Below are 19,747 nucleotides of genomic sequence, written 5' to 3'. Positions count from 1 at the left end.
TATATATGTCAATTATAACCTATAAAGTCCTGTTAGCCGTATTTAATTATTCAACATTGACGAAAATTTATTAAAGATATCGTCACCTTAACTCAATTCATTTTATGCATATCTATCTAATATTTATACATATCCAAGAAACCAGATATATACTGCATCATTTCCGGCATTTTTCCCCAAAAGCCGGTAAGTCAACCGCATCGCGGCATAGAATTCAAGACTCGCCCGCGAGTCTTGCACTCCGCGTGCGGGTTTCCTTTTTTGCTCGTGCATCCCACGACTGAAATCACGGGTATTACGCGATGAACCGGGTTTTCCTTTTTTACGCGCGTATCCCACAACTAAAGTCACGGGTATTACACGATGAAGAATAAAAAAACAGCCGGCGCGGCGGACCTCAGACAGGGTCCGGCTGCACCGGCTGTTTTTCTGACAACTGTTTGTGTTTTTATTTCCTCAGCCACATGATCAGCCCGTCCTCTACAGGATGATCATAAAAACGGGGACGGACCCCTTCGGTTCGAAAGCCAAAGCTCTCATAGAGCCGGATGGCAGTGCGGTTGCCCGCACGAACCTCCAGGGTAAAGCTCTCCACGCCGTCCTCCCGGGCTTCCCGGATCAGCATTTCCAGCATCCGGCGGCTGATCCCTCTGCCGCGGCAGTCCGGATGTACAGCGACATTGCTGATCTCCCCTTCTTCAAAGATCTTCTTGACGCCGCAGATCCCGACGATCCTGTCCTGATCGGGTTCCTGGTTTTCTCCCTGTTCAAGAGCCCCCTGTTCCAACGTCCTCTGCTCCGCGGTCTCCTCTTTCAGAGCCCCCTGTTCCTCGGTCTCCTCTTCCATAGCCCTCTGTTCCGCGGTCTTCCGTTCCACAGTTCCCTGTTCCACGGCGACATAATAAGCGGCATAGGGCAGCAGGAGCGTCGCCTTGAAGATACTTTTTGACCAGGGTCTCGTAAATGCGGCTTTTTCTATTTCGACTGCCTGCGGGATATCCTCTTCCCGCATCCGGCGGACAATGACAGACATTTTTTCCTCCCGCCATTTTTCTCTGACTATCGTTTTCACAGCAGCAGGGAAAAATTCCTGCGCTCGCTGTGTTCCTGCTCCGCCTGGGCCAGGCGCAGATACTCCGGCCGGAAGTCATCCGCGGAAACCATACAGGCTGCCCCCTGGTCTTCATAGTAAGAAAATGCCAGGGCCGCGACCGCCGCCGCCCTCTGGCGGGAGAGGTGGGCAGGAGCAAAAGAATACGGGACCTTCATGTTGTCCGCGAGAGCTTCGCGGCTCACAGGCACACCATCTCCCAGAAATACCACTTCTCTGCCCCGGGCGTTCAGGTCCTCAATGACCTCGGATACGGGGATAACGCACTGGGGACGGAGGACAGCCAGCTTCAGATTCTCCGCGGACGATCTGTCTGCCTGGTCTTCCTGCATTTCCGTTTTTTCAAAAGCCCTCATATTCAGATTTTCCCATTCATAGATCCCTGTGTAGACCTGCTGCCTGCGGGCATCCATCAGGGGACAGATCAGTCCCTTTGTCCCATAGAGATTAAAGGCGATGGAATCCACCGTGGGCACCGGAATGATGGGTCTGTCCATGGCAAGGGCCGCTCCCTTTGCCGTCGCCGCCCCGATCCGCAGACCGGTAAAAGAGCCCGGTCCTTTTGTGACAGCAATGGCATCCACACTTTGCAGATCCAGTTCCAGCATACGTTTCACTTCGTCCATCATGGGGACCAGACTCTGCGCATGCTTCTTTTTATATTGTACATTATAATCGGCGATCAGCACACCGTCCTCCAGGACTGCACATCCTGCGACGGGGCCCGATGCCTCTATGGCCAGTATTTTCAACGCATCCTCCCGGGAGACAGGGACAACTCTCTGTCTCCTTCCTGTTTAACCTGAACAGCTGCCAATACAAACTACCATCATCCTGTTACAATGTCAATCATCTGCCTGTAAAGAGCCGTCCGGATCCCTCCTGCAAAGAGCCGTCCGGACACAGAAAACGGCCGGCTGCACATTTTTGCAGCCGGCCGTATTGTCTTTCGAGCGCTCAGGCAGTGTCACTTAATAACTTCCCGAAATATGCAGTTCATTTCTTTCGATCACAGCGGTTGAAAGCAGCTTTGCTGTGCATAGCTGCTGTTTCTCCAAAGCCGTCAGATTCCTGATCAGTATTTCTTCCAGGTAAATGAATAAATCCTTCCATCGTCAAGAGTGTCCGACTCGTCTTCGAAATAATTATCGCTGCGGGAGACCCTGATATAATAGGTTCCTTTGGGAAGAAGCCCTGTTCGAAGAGTAATGGCGCCATAATTTTCTATTCTTGACGTTTTTACCATCCTGAGCTTGTTGTTAAGAATCAACATTCCCGGTTCGTAAGCATTGTCCAGAGCATTGATAAATGCGGATATCCTCTGCTCCTTACTAAGCGTCACTTTAAACCACTGCGCATGTTCATATCCATAGTCAAAGTAAAGGACCTTGTTTTTACCGGAGGGCTGAACAGCGGCTTTTGCCTTACAGTAATTATTCGGATGAGGCATCTTCTGGAAATCCCACTTCACTTTTGTACCTTCAGCAGCATAGAAATAATAATCTCCTTTTTCCAGTGATACATAATGAGTAGTGGTTACCTGGCTAAACTCAATAAGCCTATCTGTATTAAAGAAAATCTTATTTTGGACAACCTTCTTGTAAAGGGCAGGCCTCAAGTGTGCTTTAACGGCCTTATTAACGTTAATATAAAGCCTGACATATCCGCCTGCGGGAACAGACATTTTATAAACGTGGTACTCTGCTTCGTAGTTGTCGGGAAACTGTACGCCCTTAACCGTTACCCACGTTTTCTGTTTGAGAGTATGGACCGTGGTATGATATTTATCCTTTGCTTCCGCTGTCAAAGGAGCAAAGCAGGACAACATACACAGGACAAGCACAATGCTCAATAGTCTTCGGCAGATTTTTTTCATGATGTTTTCCCCTTTCACTTTATTTTGACTTGTTTCCGGTACTCTGATCGATCCAGATCTTTCGACCGTAATGCCGCACAGGCATTACTAATAGTAATCACATAAATCGCTCTGGCAGAATCCGGAATCATCAACAGTCTTCCAAAAACATATACAAAGCTTTTATGAATTACCTGCCACTGTAAACGCTCTGCTACTATTATACATCAAGGCCGATATAAAGGAACAATTAATTTTGTAGAAAATGTACTTATTGCACAGGTTTTTCCGTCATTTCCTGCAGATTTTTAACATTTTCCACAATTTTTCTGTTTTCCTTACAGTTTATATGTTTTATATGTTTTCCTTACAAGAATTCTGCTTTGCGTTCTTAAGCAGGCATTTTTTTGAAAAGGGTAACATAAAAAAGGAGACAGATCCCTGCCTTCACTGCCGGGAAGCTGTCCCCTGTCTTTTGTATCTCCCGGGCTTCAGCGCCTCACCGTGATCCTCCTGTAGTCAGGCCCTCTGTCCAGATTCTTTTCTATGCGGACCACGATCACCTCCGGCGGAAGCAGGTCACCGATCCGCCCCGCCCATTCGATCAGGCAGACGCCGTCCCCGTCGATGTACTCATCGAACCCGACTTCCTCCATCTCTTCCGGCTCTTCGATCCTGTATACATCAAAATGGTAGAGGGGGATCCGTCCCTCCTCGTAGATCTGCAGGATCGTGAAGGTAGGGCTGTTCACCGGCTCTTCGATACCGAGTCCCTGCGCGAACCCCTTTGTAAAGACAGTCTTTCCTGCGCCGAGGTCGCCGATCAGGGCATAGACCTCCCCCGGCGCGGCGTTCTCCCCGAGGAGTTTTCCAATCTCCAGGGTCTCTTCTGGACTATAGGTCTCAAATACTTTTTCCAATACTTTTTCTCCACAATTATATTTTTATAGTTGAAAGCGAGTTTCCTATTTTGCGCGCGTATCCCACTATTGAAGTCACGGGTATTGCGCGATGAAGAATAAATAAGCCCCTGCGCAGCTGCCTGTACAGCCACACAGGGACATGTGATCACTGTTTATCCCGACCCGGGTCTTCAGCACTCAATCTTGTCGATCCTTCTCTGATGACGTTCTCCATACGAAAAATCAGTCGCAAAGAAAGTGTCCACGATATCCATGGCGACAATTTCACCTACCATGGCCGCGCCTATGGCAAGAACGTTGGCATCGTTATGTTCGCGGGTCAGACGGGCTGTGGTCGTGTTATGACAGAGGGCGCACCGAATGCCGGGGACCTTGTTGGCTGTGATGGAAATGCCGATGCCGGTCGTGCAGATGACGATCCCCTTCTCACATTGGCCGGAGGCCACTGCCTCTCCCACAGCCCGGCCGTAATCGGGATAGTCACAGGAATCCAGACTGTAGGTCCCGAAATCCTTTACTTCCTTTCCCTGTTCCTTCAGGTGAGCGATCACTTTCTGTTTCAATTCAAAGCCGCCGTGGTCGGATCCGATTGCGATCATGTTCGTTCCCTCCTTTTTCCTTCTTTGTTCCTATTTCTGTTTTCTCTGCCGTCCCGCGATGGTTCTTTCGTTTCTTCTGCTCAAGCCCGGATCAGACGCGGGCACTGCCGCCTTCCGACATGGTGCGTCCGTATTTGATAATGGGGCTGACTTTCTTATAGATCAGCATGGTCAGGACAGAAATGCCGACGCCCTTGATGATATTGATGGGCGCTACCATGAGGACCACAAAACTCGTCAGGTCCTTGACAGCAGGATTGATGGCACTGCCCATGCCCAGGATCGTGTCGAGCGGCAGGCCGAACAGCTTGGAGAAGGCCGGAAGCAGATAGACCGCGTTGAACCAGGTGCCAAAGACGGTCATGACCAGGGTTCCGGCCACGCAGCCGATGACCGCTGTCTTTCTGGATTTTTTGAACTGATAAATAATGGAGGCGGGCAGGACCAGCATGCAGCCGATGAGGAAGTTGGCCAGGTCGCCGACAAAGGCGGTCGAGGTGCCCTTAATCACCAGCTTGACCAGTTCTTTGATGAATTCCACCAGTACGCCCGCGACAGGTCCGAAGGCAAAACCTGCGATCATGGCAGGGAGCTCAGAGAAGTCCAGCTTGTAAAACTCAGGGGCGATCACGGGGAGAGAAAAATCAAAGCAGTAGAGGATGCCGGACAGGGCAGAGAACATACCGATCATAACGATCTTGCGCGTTGCCAGGATCCTCTCGGTGCCTCCGCTGCGGGCGCGGGCCGCCCTCTCAAACAGATACGCCACCAGGATCAGTCCTACGACCGCGAGCAGGCATACCACGACGAAGCTGCCGTTTTCTGTTACCGCTTTCATCAATCCGTTTCCCATTTCACACTCCTTTACCGTTTACTGTTTTTTCAAGACCCGCGTGGAGAATCTTGTTTTCTGCAAGACGCTCCCGCGGAGCCAGCTCTCTGAGCTGTTTTTATAAACATAAAGCCCCGTACCTGCAAAAGCACGGGGCTGAATGTCATCCTACTCTGAACTGAAACCTTCTCTTTTCCTGCTCCGTATCGATTACTTCTATCTCCGCGCCGAGCTTCCGGAGCTTTTCCGGGAAATCCTCGTATCCGCGCTCAATATACTTGATATCGTAAATCTCCGAGATTCCCTCGGCGGACAGCGCCGCGATCACCAGGGCCGCGCCTGCGCGCAGGTCGGGAGAGCTCAGGTTCGCGCCGGTATATTTTTCCACGCCGTCGATGATGGCAGTGTTTTTTTCCACCTGGATGTGAGCGCCCATCTTGGTGAGCTCGTCCACATATTTAAAGCGGTTCTCAAAAATGCTCTCCGTGACGATACTGATCCCGCGGGAAAGGCCCAAAAGAACAGTGATCTGGGGCTGCATATCCGTGGGAAAGCCCGGATAGGGGAGAGTCTTGGCATTGGTCGGCCCCAGCCGTCTCGTGGCGACGACGCGCACCTCATCGTCGGATTCGTGGATCTGACATCCGATCTCAAGGAGCTTGGCCGAGAGAGACTCCAGATGCTTGGGAATGACATTTTTGATCACGACATCCCCCTTGGTCGCCGCTGCCGCAAACATAAAGGTGCCCGCTTCGATCTGGTCGGGAATGATCGAATAAGTGGTTCCGTGCAGATTCTGAACGCCCTTGATGCGGATCACATCCGTTCCGGCTCCCTTGATCTTGGCGCCCATGCTGTTGAGGAAGTTCGCCGTATCGACAACGTGAGGCTCCTTGGCCGCATTCTCGATGATGGTGGTGCCCTCCGCCATGACGGAAGCCATCATGATGTTGATCGTGGCACCGACGGAGACGACATCCATATAGATGTGGGCTCCGCTCAGGACCTCCGCCTCAGCGATCACCATTCCGGGAGGTGCCAGGCGGACATCCGCCCCTAGGGCCCTGAAGCCCTTGATATGCTGGTCGATCGGGCGCAGGCCGATATTGCAGCCTCCCGGCAGAGCCACGGAAGCGCGCCTGTGCTTGCCCAAAAGAGATCCGATCAGATAATAGGACCCCCTGATCTTGCGGACATAATCGTTGTCCACGACAGCGTCTCTGCTGATCATGGATCCGTTGATCCTGCAGGTATGCCTGTCGATCCGCTCCACGTGAGCGCCGATCGTCTGGATCGCCCTGAGGATGGCGCGGATATCGCTCACATCCGGAATGTTTTCTATTGTAACCGTTTCGTTGCTCATGACAGAAGCAGCCAGTATACCGAGCGCAGCATTCTTTGCTCCTGCGATCTCCACTTCGCCGCTCAGGGAGTTTCCCCCTTTAACTATATAATGTGCCATTTAAGCCCCTTCAATCTTCGCACCGCGCGCCCTCCGGCTCCGTCCGTGCGCTGATGTATTCTTTTTTGTGGTCTGCCGCCCCGCGGCAGATGATTTTTTTCCGGTACGTTTTGTCCGGGTTTGTTTCTCTCCGGGATGCTTTTCCCCGATAAGCTTATTCCCGGTTTGTTTTTCCCCGACACGCTTTGCCCCGATACGTTTTGTCCCGATACGTTTTGTCCAGGTCTGTTTTCCTGCGGTTTGTCTTTCTCCGGTCTGCTTGATCTCCGCCAGCCTGCTCTGAGCGCGTTTTCGAACTGAGAAGCCGAAAGTACCGAGCTTATCCCCGAGGGAAAGGTAGGCACCGTGCACATAGGCGATCAGACCTGCCTGATCGAGACGCAGCCGGCCGTTCTCATCGAGATACTGTTCATCCACGGAGACCTGCACGACCTTTGCGATAAACAGATCATGGGTCCCCAGATTTTCGATCTGTGTGACAACGCACTCCAGACACACCGGGCTCTCCCCGATGGACGGCGCGCTCACGGCGCGCGACGGCACTTTCGTCAGTTTCAGATGCGAAAACTTATCAATATCCCTGCCGGAACGGACTCCGCAGAAATCCGCGGCGCAGGCGAGCTGCTCCGTTGTGAGATTGATGACAAATTCCCTTGTCCGGGAGATGATCCCGTGGGAATATCTCTCGGGCCGTATGGAGACAGAAACCATGACCGGATCACTGCAGATCGTGCCGGCCCAGGCTGCTGTCATGATGTTGCTCCTCCCCTCTTCATCCGCGCAGCTGATCATAACAGCCGGCACCGGATAGAGCAGATTGGAGGGCCTCCAGTACTGTCTTGCCATGCCTTTCTCATTTCAGCGGGGCTCTGCCCGCAGCTTTTAAAACCGGACTGCTTTTTCAAGAATGCGCTGAAACAGTTGAAAAAGCGGACTGAAACCACTTATAAGCTGACTGAAATCACTTATAAGCAACACTTGTAAACTAAGCAGCATTTATAAGCGGACTGAAATCACTTTGAGTCTGCCTGAAAACAGAAAAATGAAAAAGAACCTCAGCGCATGCTCAGGAACAGGCTGAGAAGCCCGACACCCTCCAAAAGCTGGATCGCAAGCACAGCGGCAAGGAGCCCAAAAGTGACCTTCCGCATCAGTGTCTCTGCGGGATCCGGCTTGACAAGGGTCTGCAGCGCATCGATCTGTTCCTTGAGCTCAACAGTCTGTTTCCCGAGCTCGGAGATCATCGATGCCTGAATGTTCCTATACACCCTGACGTTCTCTTTATGGTTAAAATCATCGGACTGCTGACTGAGCTGCGCAGCGTGGTCCTGTGTCTGGCGCAGGCCTTCGGCGAGCGCATCCCGGACAGAATCCCCAGAGGAATTCACGGCTGCGGTCACGCTGTCCTGGAGGGCCTGCGTATCCAGTCCCTGCAGGGAAGCCAGCTTTTCCGAAATCCTGTCGTTGTTTTCCTGCAGGAGGAGGCGCATCTCATCCGCCTGGCTCCTGTTCATGAACTGAAGCTTCTGTACCAGCTCACTGTTCCGGTCATACAGGTCGCGGAGCTGCTCGATCATCTGTGTATAATCGCTTACCTCCTCCCGGAGCCGGTTCGTGTGAGCCGCCTCTGCGGCCCCGTTTGCCCTGATCAGCTCATCGGGATTATTCAGATCCATGATAGGGACTGTGTTGCGCATCTGCAGACCTCCATTATAAACTGATGCATAAACTGACGCGCCCCTTTCAAGGGCGCAGGATACGGGGCTTTTACGTGATTTTATTTATCCCGGCGCCGGCCTTACAATGTACAGGCTGTACTTAAACAGCAAAAATTGTAGCAGCGCTGCTCCATATCTCTATATGTTGTACCTCAGTCTGGGAATACACATATAATATCATCATCCGTCCTCTTAATCAATTGAGAACATACGTGCAGACCATTTTCAGACTTTATTATCAAATAACAGATAATCCCTTACATAATCGCGAAAAAGCAGCCGGCTGATCCGCAAATACCGGGGGATCCTGTCCGGAGAAGCCGGTTCCCGATACGCCAGAAACAGCGGATAAATCCGCCCGGCCTCTTTTCCCATCGCGAGATAGGAAGCCTCGGAGAGGTTTTCCGGCCAGCTGCCTGCGCCTTGTTCAAAGGCTTCGCGGCGCTCCTTCTCCAGAGTACAGAGCATCCTGCCCCTCTCAATGTCCATCCGGTGCTCTTCTTTCCAGTTTTCTTTCCAGTCTTCGTTCCCGCCTTTTCCCCGGCCTTCTTTCCAACCGTCTTTCCCGCTCCTGTGCAATAAGGCAGCCTCCTGGGTCCTCCGCACGGAAGCTACCAGAGGGAAGGCGAGGATCCGCTGCAGACGGGGCATATTTTTATAAAACGTGAACAGGCTGTTGCCCGCGGCGAGCCTGCTGCGGAGAGTTTCCCGCGCCTGATCCTGTCCCCTTCCGTCTGCAGGCCGTACATAAGCCCCCTGCACCCGGACAGTGTCAAAGCCGTACAGCGCCGCCCGCATACTCAGGTCAAAGGCTTCCAGACCGTCATAGTGGCGCTCATCCAGCCAGCCGATCCGCTCCAGGACCGCCATCCGATACAGGGCACAGCCGTCCGGCACAGCGAGTGTCGGCTCCGGACGGGAGGGACAGCCTGCCGGCCGGCCGCATGCTGACGGCAGACTGGAAGCCGGTTTTATAAAAGGAGGACTCCCGATCCGTCTGTTCCGGACAGCAGTTTTACAGCCAGTGCCTTTTCGATTATTTCCATGGATCGTTTCACGGCTGGTTTTTGGGATAGTTTTTGAGCTGGTTTTCGATATAGTTTTCGATATAGTTTTGGGGATATCTTTTTGGATCGTTTTTTGATGATTACAATAAGTTTCAGGATCTGTGATCACCTGAGGCACCGCGCAGAAAATACCGGGGCCATCCACTCCGGCCGGTTCACCGCTCACTGCATCCAGGAGGCGTTTCACACACCGGCGGGAGGGCTGCAGGTCAGGCCGCAGCAAGAGGGCGTATTCCGTCCGTACAAGCCTCAGCCCGGAATTGGCGGCGTGCGCGTATCCCGTGTGCGCCCCCAGGGTCAGAACTACAGCGGAGGGCCAGTCTCTGCGGACCATCTCCCCTGTCCCGTCCTTTGAGCCGTCGTCCACCACAATGATCTCAGGAACATATTCTCCCGCTGTCAGCGCCTTCAGGCATTTATTCAGGTCCTGCCTGCAGTTTCTTGCAGGAAGGACTGCAGTCACAGTTTTTTTACACATTGTTTTCCTTCGTCACTTCTGCGGGGCTTTATTTCAGTTCTTCTTTTTCAGGCCATTCATTTCCAGGCTCTTCTTTTCCAGGTTCTTTATTCCCAGGTTCTTTTAGTCCCAAGTTCTTCGTTTTCAGATTCTTATTTCCAGGTTCTTCATCGGAGCCTTCAGGACCGGACCACCCGCTTGAGCACAGGGCTCCAGACGATGGAATAGCCCATCTCCCTCACGCGGGCGCAGAACTGCCGGCTCAGGGCATTGAGGTTTTCCGAGCTGTGCATGATATGTCCTTCATAGGAACAGCCAAAGACCTCTTCGTACAGTCCCTGCAGCTCCGGGCGGATCTTCATGCAGCGCACATCCACGGCCCACGCGTTCCGGGCGGTCTGCGCCATCATACGGGCGCCCTCTTCGGCTTCGTCCCATCCTTCGAACATGACATTGCCCCGCTCATCCTGCAGGCCGCCTATGATCCTGTGTTTCTCGTCGAGAACCTTTCCGCCCACAATGCCGACCATCCTGCGGGAGGTGAATATATCCGGAATATATTCAATCTCCAGGATATCCCTGCCTCTGGTGGACCGCACACTTGCCTTGACACCGCGCAGGCGGAAATAATCCTCCAGCGCCCTCTTTCTTGCGTCCAATGACTCCGGCAAGGGTCCGCCCTTCTGCCACACATGACAGAGGATCCGGGAAATATGGTGGATACCCGATTTGGGCGCGCGCAGGACAAAATCATATTCCGGCGCATCCTCATATTCTTCGCGGAAGCGCAGCGCCAGAAACAGGGAGCGGCGCACGACCATGATCCGGGACATATAATCAGCCGCATACAGATAGTCCAGGCTGAAATCCGGTTTAAAATAGGGATCTGAAAACCGTCTGCCCTTTGCGTCGCGCCGGTCTTCATCCGCGTAGAGGATTTCCGCATCCGTCTGCATGATCGCGAGGGCCGTCTCAAACAGAGCGTCCTTCGTCAGGAGATCGCCGCATTCCAGATGCAGGATATAATCCCCGGCCGCCTCGGAAGCCGCCCTGTTAAATATGCCCGCAAAACCGGATCCATCCGAAATATCCAGATAGTGGATCCTTTTTTCCCGGTACCAGGCGACCACATCCCTCACCTGGTCGGAGATGCCCCTGTCAATGATATACAGTTCATATTCACCGTAGGTCTGCTCCAGCACCGAAGTCAGCGTACTTCTGAACAGTCGAAGGTCCGGTTCCTTCACATCGACAAAAACAGAAAAGAGAGGCGGTCTTGCGTCTTTTTTCAAATAAAGAGAAGACCCGAGAACAGAGGAGGGGATCTCCCCCTCCCGCAGGCGCTCGGAGATATTTTCCTGCATCAAAAGGACATCCTCCGAAGGCTCCTCATAGGCATAAGGCTCTTTTCCGTTTCTGGCAGTCGCGCGTACGGCAGCAGCACGGATCTGTTCCGCGCCCTTTGCTCCCGCTGACGTAATTTTATTTCGAATCATTCCAATCGGAGACACGGCTGCACCTCGTCAAGTCATTTCAGGCCGCGCAGCTCCAGAAAAGGAATAACTGTCGTTTCCTTTCCGTCCTGCGTCAGATAACACTTCATCAAGTCATTCTCGTCAGGTTATTCTTCCCCGCCTGTTTCCAGGGAAGGGACAAACTTCGTTTCCTCCACGGCCAGTGCCGGAAAACGCTTCACCAGGTCATTCCTCTTCACCCGTTTCCTGGGAAGGGACGAACTTCGTTTCCTTCACATCCTGTGTCAGATAAGGGTGATAAAACGGATCTGTCTGGGTCCGCAGAGGATGGAGTTTTTTCAGGCTCTCCAGTTCCACCGGCCTGAGCTTTTCTCTCTCCTCCAGGGTTTCCAGATTTTCCTTGGAGACAGGGTCATAGTAATACAGGTACATGTTGTTGCGGACAACATTGTAATAGCCTTTTTCATAGACGCGGTAGCAGAAATCCACGTTGGTAAAGCAGTTGGGGAAATTTGCTTCATCGAATCCGCCGACCTCGAGGAACACTTCCCTGCGGATCATCACGCAGGCTCCCGAGATGGCAAGGACATTGCGCACGCCCTTGTTAAAGCCGTAATACCAGACCTCTTCGTTGCTCCTGTACTGGAGCTTGTAGACCGGTTCCCCCCCGACGGAAAAGATTCCGGCATGCTGGATGATGTTGGAGCTGGGATACAAAAGCTTCATACCGACCGCTCCGACATAGGGAAGCTTGGCTTTCTCGGAGAGGTGGGACAGCCATCCGGACTTGCGGATCATGACATCGTCATGCAGGAACAGGAGCATCTCGCCGTTGGCGCAGGCCGCGCCGATATTGTTGAGCCTGGCCATGTTGAACGGCATCTCCTTATAAAGATAGATCGCTGTCAGATCCCCCTCATTGATCTCGTCAACAAACCTCTGGATACGCTCCCGGTTCTCCGCATTGCTTCCGTTGTCCACAATGATGATCTCATAGGGGACGCGCGCGTACTCGATGACAGAACGGACGCACTGCTCGAGGATCTCCGGATTGTCCTTGCTGGGGATGATGATGCTGATCAGTCTGGTCGTCGCGGACTCCTGACTGAACCGCCCGGTCAGGGATTCCCTGAGCAGGTTCGCGTCCCAGGCCTCCGGTTTGTGCGTCGCATGGAACAGGATCTCCGGAATATGTCCGATCGGCATCTCCTCGCCGCGGCGCCTGGAAAAACCGCCGTCAGCCTGGGCCAGCTTGAGGCAGAGCTTGCCATAGATCCATGTGCGCAGAGCCGTGTCCGGCTCAGACCGCCTCGCTTCCTGCTCCTCCACTGCATCCTCCAGGATCGAAGATTCCGATTCGAACTCCGGCGCAGTCCTCTCGCCGGGGTTGAGCAGAGCCAGGACAGAGGAACGGATCGCAAAAATGCTCCCGAAATAGAAGGTCGACAAAAAAGTATCCGGGGACCAGTCCGCTTTAAACCAGGGACTGACATGGGCGCCGCCGGAGATCTGGTCCTCGTCCCCATACACCATATTGACCCTGGGGTGCAGGGCAAAGAAATCACGGATCATCCTCAGCGCATATTCCGAGAGCTCCCCGTCGTCATCGCAGGCAACCAGAATATCCGGCTTTTCCTCTCCGGAGAGTATATAATTCTTCAAATGCGAATAGCGCACGACCCCGGTCGTAAGCTCCGCCCCCGGTTCCTGTTTCTGTGCGGACAGCTCCGCCGTAAGCTCCTTCTGATGAAAGAGAAACCACTCGTGATACGTTTTTGCCTTCATGAAATAACAACTCCCTGCCGGTGCGAAAGGACCCGCTGCCGGCCGCCTTATGATTTTTGTCCGCCTGTACCGAATCCGGTGACTCCGGAAGCGGCAGTCTCATTTTTTTATATTTTTTTATTCTTCATCGCGCAATACCCGTGACTTCAGTCGTGGGATACGCACAAGACTCGCGGGCGAGTCTTGAACTGCCGGGGTTTTCCCTGTATTTTTCCCCTATAATAGAGTAGCATTTTTTCTTACAATCCACAACGGTTTGATACCAAGTACACTAAATCAGGCGTTTCTGGTCACACCCTGACCAGGGTGGGACCATGAAACGTTGCGTTCGGCGATTCCAATGCGCTTTCGCTGCACGCAGCACACTCTTCGAGTGTGTTAATGCCGTTTAACTCGGGTTTTCACGCAAAGAGCGCGCGAAAACACCTCGAGGCTGGTGCAGGTGTGACTTGTGACATCAGGCCAATAAATCGCAAACAGGCAGACGTGTCCAGCGCCTGCCTGTTTTGACTGTTTAATGAAAATTCAAGACTCGCTCGCGAGTATTGCGCGATGAAGAATAAATCCCCCGCTCACTGATTATAGCTGCAGATCACCCCTGCAGGACCGCCACGGTCTCATAGGGCCGGAGGGCGGTTATTTTTTCCACGGCGGATGAAGCATCGCGGTCTGCGTAATTGCCGATCAGGAGCCTGCCTCCGGGAGCCTCAAAGGGAGTGCCCGGAGCCTGTTCTGTACCGCGCAGATTGCACAGGACGGTGAGCTTCTGTCCGTTCAGGACACGCTCGTAAGAGATGATATTGTCGTTGCCTGCATCTGTAAAGCGGATGGTGCCGTCGGCGATGATCTCGTACTGCTTTCTGAGGGCGACGAGCTTTTTATAGAAAGCGTAAATGGAATCGGGATCTTTTTTCTCCGTTTCGACATTGATGGTGGTGTGGTTTGCGGGGATCCCGAGCCAGGGAGTCCCGGTGCCGAAGCCGGCGTTCTCAGTCCCGTCCCACTGCATGGGGGTGCGGCCGTTGTCGCGGCTGCGCTCTCCGATGATCCGGAGGGCCTCCTCGCTGCTCTTGCCCTCCTCCATGAGGATGCGGTAATAGTTTGTGCTCTCGACGTCCCGGTACTGGGAGATGTCTGTGTAACCGGCATTGGTCATGCCGATTTCCTCGCCCTGATAAATATAGGGTGTCCCGCGCATCAGATGGATCAGGGCTGCCAGCATTTTGGCCGATTCTTTCCAGTACCTGCCGTCATCCCCGAACCGGGAGACCGCGCGGGGCTGGTCATGGTTGCACCAGAAGACGGCGTTCCAGGCATGGCCCTCCTGCATTCCCTCCTGCCATTTGACAAAAAGGTTCCGAAGGGCGTTGAAATCAGGCTCCATCAGGGCCCATTTCTCGCCGTTTTTGTAATCGACCTTCAGATGATGGAAGCTGAAGACCATTTTGAGTTCTTTTTCCTCAGGGTTTGCATAGCGGACACAGTTGTCCAGGGATGTAGAGGACATCTCACCGACCGTCATGCAGCCGGCAATCCCGGTGTCGCCCGCCAGTTCCTTGAGGTACTGGTGGATCCTGGGACCGTCCGTATAAAACCGTCTGCCGTCTCCCTCGTAGTCGTCTTCAAAGACATCCGGCTTGGAGATCAGATTGACCACGTCAAAGCGGAATCCGGACACGCCCTTTTTCTTCCAGAAGCGGATCACGTTTTTGAGCTCCTCCCGGACAGCCGGGTTTTCCCAGTTGAGATCGGCCTGGGAGACATCAAACAGGTGGAGATAATATTTACCGAGAGAGGGGACATATTCCCAGGCATTGCCTCCGAATTTGGAGACCCAGTTTGTGGGCGCATGTCCGTCCACGGGATCCCTGAAAATATAGTAATCCATATAGGCCGGATCGCCGGCGAGAGCCTTCTGAAACCATTCATGGCTTGTCGAGGTATGATTGAAAACCATATCGAACATCAGCTGGATCCCGTGCTCGCCCGCCTCCCGGATCAGGGCTTCCGCATCCTCCATCGTTCCGAACATCGGATTGATGGCCAGGTAATCCGCTATGTCATAGCCGTTGTCATTCATGGGCGACAGGAAAAAGGGTGTGATCCAGAGATAATCGACCCCCAGATCCTGCAGATAATCAAGCTTTGAGCGGATTCCGTTGATATCGCCGATCCCGTCTCCGTTCGAATCACAGAAGGATTTAATGTAAATCTGATAAACAGTACTGTTTCTGAAATCGCTCATTTTCACCTCCTGATGTATGTGATGTGGATCCGGGGTCAGCGCCACGCGCCGGCCGGGGATCCACACATCACTTTGGCATAGTTCTTTGACAAAATCTCTGTGGAAATCCCGGAATCTTTCGCAAACAGCAGTATTTTGCAGTTATCTTTCCCGGGATCAGTGATCCCAAAAGAAAAGCTGCTGACGTTTACGGAAGAACCAGATCTTGCCGTCAATTACCCGATCACAGTTGCCGTCAATTACCCGATCACTGCAATGCTGTCTACACCGGCTTTGACTTCTTTTCCGTTTTCAAGGGAGAGTTTTTCGTTGCCGTTGTCATCGGTCACGACCATCATGGTGACGAGAGGATGGCCGGCTTTTTTGATCTTGTCCACATCAAAGCTGATCAGCCTGTCGCCTCTGCGGACGATCTGGCCCTCTTTTACATGGCAGGTGAAGCCGTCCCCGTCCATGGCGACTGTATCCAGACCGATGTGGAGGAGGATCTCGGCGCCGTTCGCGATGCGAAGTCCGACTGCATGGTTGGAGCCGGGCATGGTGGTAGTCACGACTGCGTCTGCAGGAGAAACAAGGACATTGTCCACGGGATCAATGGCGATTCCTTCGCCGAGGGCGCCGGAAGCAAAGACCTGATCCGGCACATCATGGATGTCAACAGTTTTTCCGGAAAGGAAAGCGCCCATCTCGACGGGGCCGCTGACTGTCTCAAGTTCCGCTGCGGAGTCACTGCCGCTCTCTTTAGCGGCAATAATATCATCATCCGAAAGAACGACCTCTTTGTCAATGCCGCGCGCCTTGCCGAGGACTGTAGTCAGGATAAAGGGAACACAGACCGCGATCAGCATGGCGATCGCGTAGAAGCCCCAGAACTGCGGTTTCATGGAGAGAATGCCGGGCAGGCCGCCGACACCGATACTGGAGGCCATGCAGCCGGTCAGGACGGAGAACATGCCCGCGATCGCGGAGCCTGTCATACCGCAGACGAAGGGGAACATGTACTTGAGGTTGATACCGAAGATAGCGGGCTCTGTGACGCCCAGGTAGCAGGAGATGCAGGAAGGGACGTTGACTTCCTGTGCTTCCGCGTTCTTTTTCTGCAGGAAGATCATACCCAGAACGGCGGAACCCTGCGCGATATTGGAAAGGGCGATCATGGGCCAGAGCATTGTGCCGCCGAAGTCAGCGATCAGCTGCAGGTCAATGGCATTGGTCATGTGGTGGAGACCAGTGATGACCAAAGGGGCATACACAAAGCCGAAGATCGCGGCGAAGAGGACCTTCAGAGGTCCGGTGATGCCTGCGTACACGACAGAGGAAATAACAGAACCGATCTTCCAGCCGATGGGACCGAGGATGAAGTGCGCCGCCATGACAGCGAGGGTCAGGCTGAAGAAGGGCACAAAGATCATCGATACCACAGGGGGAATGATTTTCCGGAAAAACTTTTCCAGATAAACCAGGGTGAAGGCCGCCAGCATGGCGGGAATGACCTGCGCCTGATAGCCGATCATATTGACCTGGGCAAAACCGAAGTTCCACTTGGGGATATCCGCAGCCGCTGTTGTCGCCACTGCGTAGGCGTTCAGGAGCTGGCCGGAGACCAGGGTCATACCAAGGACCAGGCCCAGCATTTCCGTGGTGCCCATCTTTTTGGTGATGGACCAGCAGATACCGACCGGGATACCGACGTGGAAGACAGCTTCACCGATCAGCCAGAGGAAATGGTCAATGCCTGCCCAGAACTGGGAGAGCTCGACCAGGGTGTGGCCGCCCTGGAAAACATAGAGACTGTCGATACAGTTTCTGAAGCCCAGGATCAGACCTCCGGTGATGATCGCGGGCAGGAGTGGTGTAAAGATCTCCGCAAGTACCGTCGCCAGACGCTGCAGCGGATTCTGATTCTGTTTTGATGCCTGCTTGACGGCGTCCTTGGAGACACCGGAGATCCCTGAGACCTCTGTGAAATCATTATAAAAATCGGATACCGTGTTGCCAATGATGACCTGGAACTGGCCGGACTGTGTGAAGGTACCCTTGACGACCTTCATGCCCTCAATCTTTTTGATGTCCGCCTTGCCGGGATCATTCAGGACAAAACGCATTCTGGTCATACAGTGGGCGACAGCAGCTACATTTTCCTTTCCGCCCACATATTCCAGAAGTTCTTTACAATCTTCTGCATATTTTCCCATTTTCTACCTCCGTACTTAAACCCCTTTACCTTCCTTTACATTATTGATAGTTACTCCTATTGACAGTTGCTTTTGACAATTGCTTTTGACAGTTACTTTTGACAGTTACTTTTGACAGTTGCTTTTGACAATTGCTTCCCGGGATGTTCTGACTTTGGATGTCATTGGTGCTGATGGAGCTGTTGCTTTGTTGTTGCCGGTGTTCTTGTTCCCGCACCTTTTCCGATGCATGCAGGTCAGTTGTTTGAACATATTTACTGTACTCACAGAATATCTTGTTTAAACAAATTTGTCAACAGCTATTTTCTATTTGTTTGAACAAAAAGACACGCAGGGTTTTGCGCTTACAAACAAAAACAGGTTCTTCCACCCTGATCAGTGAACTGCAATCCTGAAGCATATAGTCCCGGAGCAGGCACTATTCAATGCGTAAGGATCCAAAAACTCCCGCGGGCGGACATGCCTTGCGTCCAACCTGCGGGAGTAACGGTCTGATATGTATTATGGTCTGATGAATATTATGGTCTGATATGTGCTATGGTCTTATATGTATTATGATCTGATGAGTATTATGTCTGATAAGTAGTATGGTCTGATATGCATTAATTTTGTGGAATAAACCTGTAAGTTTCCTGCCAGGGGCTTTACAGAACACCCTGATGTCTGCACTGACAGCTGTGGTCATCAGCTTTTCTGCCGGACTGCTATGGTCGAGAATTTAAAACGATCCGGCCGATGCCGGGATTCTGTATACTCAAACATGATGCCGTCTGCATTAAAGGTCTGGGAACTGACAACAGCCAGACAGTCATAATCCCCCAGATCAAGATGTTGATGATCGATCTCTGACGCTTTTTCTATTGAAATGGTGCGTCTGGCTGTGACGATCGTCTGACCGAGTTCATCTTCCATATAGGCGTAAACGGAATCCGCGGCGATCTCCTCTGTGAGTCCCGGGACAACTGATTTTAAAAACCAGTTGTTATCGAGGATCACAGGGATGTTATCGAAGTACCTGACTCGCTGAAGATAAAAGACCTCTTCCCCAACTGCAAACCCCAGGCGCCGGTGAAGATGTTCATCAACAACGAATTCGGAAAAAACAAGCACCTTCGTGTGATATTCCACACCGTTGCGGCCGGCAGCTTCTTTGAGGCTTTCGATCACCCCGATAGAAAAATCCGACCGGGCAGTGTTTTGATAAATGACCACAACCCCCTTGCCGTGAATACTTTGAACATAACCGATCCCGGACAGTTCCTGAACCGCCCTGCGGATGGTATTTCTGGAGCATCCGTACATTTCTACAAGCGCGTACTCTGTCGGAAGACAGGACTGCATTTTATAGACGCCCTTTTCAATTTTATTCTTCAAGTCTTCATAAATCGTACTGTATTTCTTTGCGGGCACCTGTATACCTCCGGTTGATTATGTTCAAGTTAAGACCCTGATGTTTAGATGGGTACTCTGAAAAGCATGCTTCGTTTCCTGGTAGCTATTGTATTATGTGATTGTATAAAATGTCTATTATTTACAAATTTATCATAAATTGTTCAAACAAATAAGTCAAATACTTTTGTGATAAGATCCTTCATACCATTCTTTTTTACTCATTTATCACATTCGTGATAAAGAAACTTCATCTCTTTTTTTACTCATTTATTACTTTTTGTAATAAAGAAACTTTATCTCTTTTTTCAGTCATTTATAGCCTTTTTGATAAAGAATCTTTATGCTAAAGTCTATGTTACAGACCATCTCAAAACCTGGGGGATCTCCCGGGTTTAACAAAACAGGTAACAGGAGGAGACAGGTATGAGAAGGAAAACAAGTAAATGGATCCATACGTTTGCAGTGCTTCTGTGTCTAATGGTCCTGACGGGCTCTATGCCGATGACACCCACAGCTGCAGAGCCGAAGGATGTTCCGGTGCAGACTTCCGGGGAGGACGGCCTTGCAGAAGAGCAGGCTTCCGGAGAGGACGGCCTTGCAGAGGAGCAGACTTCCGGGGTGGACGGCCTTG

The 19,747-nt window shown here is 52.2% G+C and carries 16 protein-coding genes; 1 reads left to right on the top strand and 15 read right to left on the bottom strand.

The window, feature by feature from the left end; translation table 11 throughout:
- Positions 1-448: 448 nt before the first annotated feature.
- The 15 genes from rimI to treR all read right to left on the bottom strand — a co-directional run bounded on the left by rimI (position 449) and on the right by treR (position 19,134).
- On the bottom strand, positions 449-1,033 hold the full coding sequence (rimI, locus tag BLT02_RS10125) for a ribosomal protein S18-alanine N-acetyltransferase (RefSeq protein ID WP_092994684.1): 585 nt from the start codon (positions 1,031-1,033) through the stop codon (positions 449-451).
- A 35-nt stretch (positions 1,034-1,068) separates the two neighbouring features.
- On the bottom strand, positions 1,069-1,863 hold the full coding sequence (tsaB, locus tag BLT02_RS10120; RefSeq protein WP_092994681.1) for a tRNA (adenosine(37)-N6)-threonylcarbamoyltransferase complex dimerization subunit type 1 TsaB: 795 nt from the start codon (positions 1,861-1,863) through the stop codon (positions 1,069-1,071).
- 323 nt (positions 1,864-2,186) lie between these two features.
- Positions 2,187-2,987, bottom strand: coding sequence for a hypothetical protein (locus BLT02_RS10115; RefSeq protein ID WP_092994678.1), 801 nt, complete (start codon positions 2,985-2,987; stop codon positions 2,187-2,189).
- Between the two features lie 470 nt (positions 2,988-3,457).
- Positions 3,458-3,886: a tRNA (adenosine(37)-N6)-threonylcarbamoyltransferase complex ATPase subunit type 1 TsaE gene (tsaE, locus tag BLT02_RS10105; RefSeq protein WP_092994672.1), complete on the bottom strand. Its 429-nt coding sequence runs from the start codon at positions 3,884-3,886 to the stop codon at positions 3,458-3,460.
- 173 nt (positions 3,887-4,059) lie between these two features.
- Positions 4,060-4,488 (bottom strand): ribose 5-phosphate isomerase B, encoded by a 429-nt coding sequence (gene rpiB, locus BLT02_RS10100; protein WP_092994669.1) that lies wholly within the window; start codon positions 4,486-4,488, stop codon positions 4,060-4,062.
- 91 nt (positions 4,489-4,579) lie between these two features.
- On the bottom strand, positions 4,580-5,341 hold the full coding sequence (locus BLT02_RS10095) for an ECF transporter S component (RefSeq protein ID WP_092994666.1): 762 nt from the start codon (positions 5,339-5,341) through the stop codon (positions 4,580-4,582).
- 142 nt (positions 5,342-5,483) lie between these two features.
- Positions 5,484-6,782, bottom strand: a complete 1,299-nt coding sequence (locus tag BLT02_RS10090; protein WP_092994663.1) for a UDP-N-acetylglucosamine 1-carboxyvinyltransferase — start codon at positions 6,780-6,782, stop codon at positions 5,484-5,486.
- A complete protein-coding gene (locus tag BLT02_RS10085) occupies positions 6,783-7,628 on the bottom strand; it encodes a flavin reductase family protein (protein ID WP_092994660.1) in 846 nt (281 codons plus the stop codon).
- A gap of 209 nt (positions 7,629-7,837) precedes the next feature.
- Positions 7,838-8,479, bottom strand: coding sequence for a hypothetical protein (locus BLT02_RS10080; RefSeq protein WP_092994657.1), 642 nt, complete (start codon positions 8,477-8,479; stop codon positions 7,838-7,840).
- 246 nt (positions 8,480-8,725) lie between these two features.
- A complete protein-coding gene (locus tag BLT02_RS10075) occupies positions 8,726-10,045 on the bottom strand; it encodes a glycosyltransferase family 2 protein (protein ID WP_092994654.1) in 1,320 nt (439 codons plus the stop codon).
- A gap of 158 nt (positions 10,046-10,203) precedes the next feature.
- Positions 10,204-11,535 carry a glycosyltransferase gene (locus BLT02_RS10070; protein ID WP_139187543.1) on the bottom strand — a complete coding sequence of 444 codons (1,332 nt, stop codon included), beginning with the start codon at positions 11,533-11,535 and terminating at the stop codon, positions 10,204-10,206.
- Between the two features lie 189 nt (positions 11,536-11,724).
- On the bottom strand, positions 11,725-13,284 hold the full coding sequence (locus BLT02_RS10065) for a glycosyltransferase (protein WP_092994649.1): 1,560 nt from the start codon (positions 13,282-13,284) through the stop codon (positions 11,725-11,727).
- A 592-nt stretch (positions 13,285-13,876) separates the two neighbouring features.
- A complete protein-coding gene (gene treC, locus BLT02_RS10060) occupies positions 13,877-15,529 on the bottom strand; it encodes an alpha,alpha-phosphotrehalase (protein WP_092994646.1) in 1,653 nt (550 codons plus the stop codon).
- Positions 15,530-15,768: 239 nt separating this feature from the next.
- Positions 15,769-17,724, bottom strand: a complete 1,956-nt coding sequence (gene treP / locus BLT02_RS10055) for a PTS system trehalose-specific EIIBC component (RefSeq protein ID WP_092994643.1) — start codon at positions 17,722-17,724, stop codon at positions 15,769-15,771.
- Between the two features lie 684 nt (positions 17,725-18,408).
- Complete coding sequence (gene treR, locus BLT02_RS10050) at positions 18,409-19,134, bottom strand: trehalose operon repressor (RefSeq protein ID WP_092994640.1); 726 nt, start codon at positions 19,132-19,134, stop codon at positions 18,409-18,411.
- Between the two features lie 405 nt (positions 19,135-19,539).
- Here treR and BLT02_RS17180 point away from each other — a divergent pair.
- Positions 19,540-19,747, top strand: a 208-nt coding sequence (locus BLT02_RS17180; protein WP_175453774.1) for a hypothetical protein, incomplete at its 3' end; no start/stop codon positions are given.

It is taken from the genome of Sarcina sp. DSM 11001 (assembly GCF_900101015.1).
Taxonomy (GTDB): domain Bacteria; phylum Bacillota; class Clostridia; order Lachnospirales; family Lachnospiraceae; genus CAG-791.
This window is presented reverse-complemented; position numbering and strand designations above follow the sequence as displayed.

Bases quoted from the DNA above. Each gene is read 5' to 3' on its own strand.
- rimI (WP_092994684.1), bottom strand. From the start codon at position 1,033: ATGTCTGTCATTGTCCGCCGGATGCGGGAAGAGGATATCCCGCAGGCA.
- BLT02_RS10115 (WP_092994678.1), bottom strand. From the start codon at position 2,987: ATGAAAAAAATCTGCCGAAGACTATTGAGCATTGTGCTTGTCCTGTGT.
- rpiB (WP_092994669.1), bottom strand. From the start codon at position 4,488: ATGATCGCAATCGGATCCGACCACGGCGGCTTTGAATTGAAACAGAAA.
- BLT02_RS10095 (WP_092994666.1), bottom strand. From the start codon at position 5,341: ATGGGAAACGGATTGATGAAAGCGGTAACAGAAAACGGCAGCTTCGTC.
- BLT02_RS10090 (WP_092994663.1), bottom strand. From the start codon at position 6,782: ATGGCACATTATATAGTTAAAGGGGGAAACTCCCTGAGCGGCGAAGTG.
- BLT02_RS10085 (WP_092994660.1), bottom strand. From the start codon at position 7,628: ATGGCAAGACAGTACTGGAGGCCCTCCAATCTGCTCTATCCGGTGCCG.
- BLT02_RS10080 (WP_092994657.1), bottom strand. From the start codon at position 8,479: ATGCGCAACACAGTCCCTATCATGGATCTGAATAATCCCGATGAGCTG.
- BLT02_RS10075 (WP_092994654.1), bottom strand. From the start codon at position 10,045: ATGTGTAAAAAAACTGTGACTGCAGTCCTTCCTGCAAGAAACTGCAGG.
- BLT02_RS10065 (WP_092994649.1), bottom strand. From the start codon at position 13,284: ATGAAGGCAAAAACGTATCACGAGTGGTTTCTCTTTCATCAGAAGGAG.
- treC (WP_092994646.1), bottom strand. From the start codon at position 15,529: ATGAGCGATTTCAGAAACAGTACTGTTTATCAGATTTACATTAAATCC.
- treP (WP_092994643.1), bottom strand. From the start codon at position 17,724: ATGGGAAAATATGCAGAAGATTGTAAAGAACTTCTGGAATATGTGGGC.